Raw genomic sequence first — 1,583 nt, 5'->3', positions numbered from 1 at the left:
GGTGACCTGCCACTGGTCGGCGGTGTAGTAGATACCGCTACAGGTGTCGTAGGCGGCCTGCCTGTTGTAGGTGACCTGGTCGGTGACGCAACCGGCATCGTTGGCGACCCGTTGAGCGCCGTTGATGGAATTACGGGTGATCCTCTGGGCACAGCGACCGGACTCGTGGGTGACCTGCCACTGGTCGGCGGCATCGCTGACACTGCCACAGGTCTTGCAGGTGAAACCCTTAATAGCACTACTAATCTGGTTGGCGACCTGACTGATAACGCAGCGACACTGCTAGGCGATACCCTAGGCTCAGTTGACAGCCTACTGGCTGAAGATGGAATGCTGGGAGACGGGGAGCTGACAATTATCCCTGATGCAACTGAAACTCTATCACCCGTAACCGGCTTATCCGAAGGACTGACTGATTCCCTGCCGTTAGGTGCGCTGCCTGTCGACCTGTCCCTAGTTGATGGAATTATTGGCACTGCTACTGGGCTCACCGATGGTGCAGGTACTGCAACCGACTTGGTTGGTGGTTCCCTGGGTACCGCTACAGGTTTACTTGGTAGCCTGTAAACCAAACCTTAAGTACTTCGCTTTAAGTGGCTCACATGAGCCACTTTTTTTTCGACAAAAAATTTTAATGAGGGATAACTCCGACAAATTCAACAACAGCCCCTAGAAGAAGCCCGTTAACAAATCTAAATAATTAGATTATTGATTAAAAAAACCACCAAATCCCTCATAAAAACATAAAGGTTAACAACAAAATGAAAAAACCTTACTTAAAAATGCTCGCCCTCTCCTCCATGATTGCAACAGGATCAGCCAGCGCCCTGACTGATGTACCTGTAGACCTATCAATCGTAGACGGACTAGCAGGCGATCCTTCTGAATTGTCCGCAGGCCTAACCAACGACCTACCTCTTGACCTGTCATCAGTAGAGAGTTTGGTAAGCACACCTACTGGCCTAATAGGCGACTTGCCTCTGGACCTAGCGCTGGTAACAGACGTAATTGATACCGTTACTGGCTTAGTCGGCGGTTTGACCGCTGACCTTCCCCTGGATCTTTCAGTTATTGATAGCGGACTTGTAGATAGCACTGTCGGCAACCTACCACTGGATCTCTCTCTGGCTGACGGCTTAGTCGGCACCGCAACCGATCTCGTTGGCGACACGCTACCAACGGTTACCAGCTTGGCGAGCGATCTGTAAATTACGGTCGCAAACATAAAAGGGCTGAATAATTCAGCCCTTTTTATTCCCTTGTCCCATCCTAAATAACGTTACCACTTTTCAAACACTCAATTGGAAAGTGTTATGCAATGAAGAGCTAAACGTACACAACGCGATTATTCCCTTGCCTTAAAATTTACGGTTCCCGATAAATTTGAGCGCCCGATGCTGACTTAACTACGGCAACAGAACATGCAAAAAACGTAACCTCAATTATACCAGTCCCTAAGCGTATATATGCTCTAGTAAAGGCATGGCGATTTCACGGGCTACACTACCCTGCCCTATCAGAACAGCTTGGAACCTATAAAAACAGGCGTTGTTCATGTATTGCTTGGGTACATGAACCCCTAT

Annotated in this window: 2 protein-coding genes; both read left to right on the top strand. The window is 48.8% G+C overall.

The window, feature by feature from the left end; genetic code table 11:
• On the top strand, nt 1-567 hold a 567-nt coding region (locus ACFVYJ_RS12725; RefSeq protein WP_463255363.1), incomplete at its 5' end, for a hypothetical protein.
• 194 nt (nt 568-761) lie between these two features.
• The gene (locus tag ACFVYJ_RS12720; RefSeq protein ID WP_419415788.1) at nt 762-1,208 is read left to right on the top strand and encodes a hypothetical protein; all 447 of its coding nucleotides are present in this window, start codon (nt 762-764) and stop codon (nt 1,206-1,208) included.
• The last annotated feature ends 375 nt before the right edge of the window (nt 1,209-1,583 follow it).

It is taken from the genome of Pontibacter sp. JAM-7 (assembly GCF_048548695.2).
Lineage (GTDB): Bacteria > Pseudomonadota > Gammaproteobacteria > Pseudomonadales > Balneatricaceae > Neptuniibacter.
This window is presented reverse-complemented; position numbering and strand designations above follow the sequence as displayed.

Bases quoted from the DNA above. Each gene is read 5' to 3' on its own strand.
- ACFVYJ_RS12720 (WP_419415788.1), top strand. From the start codon at position 762: ATGAAAAAACCTTACTTAAAAATGCTCGCCCTCTCCTCCATGATTGCA.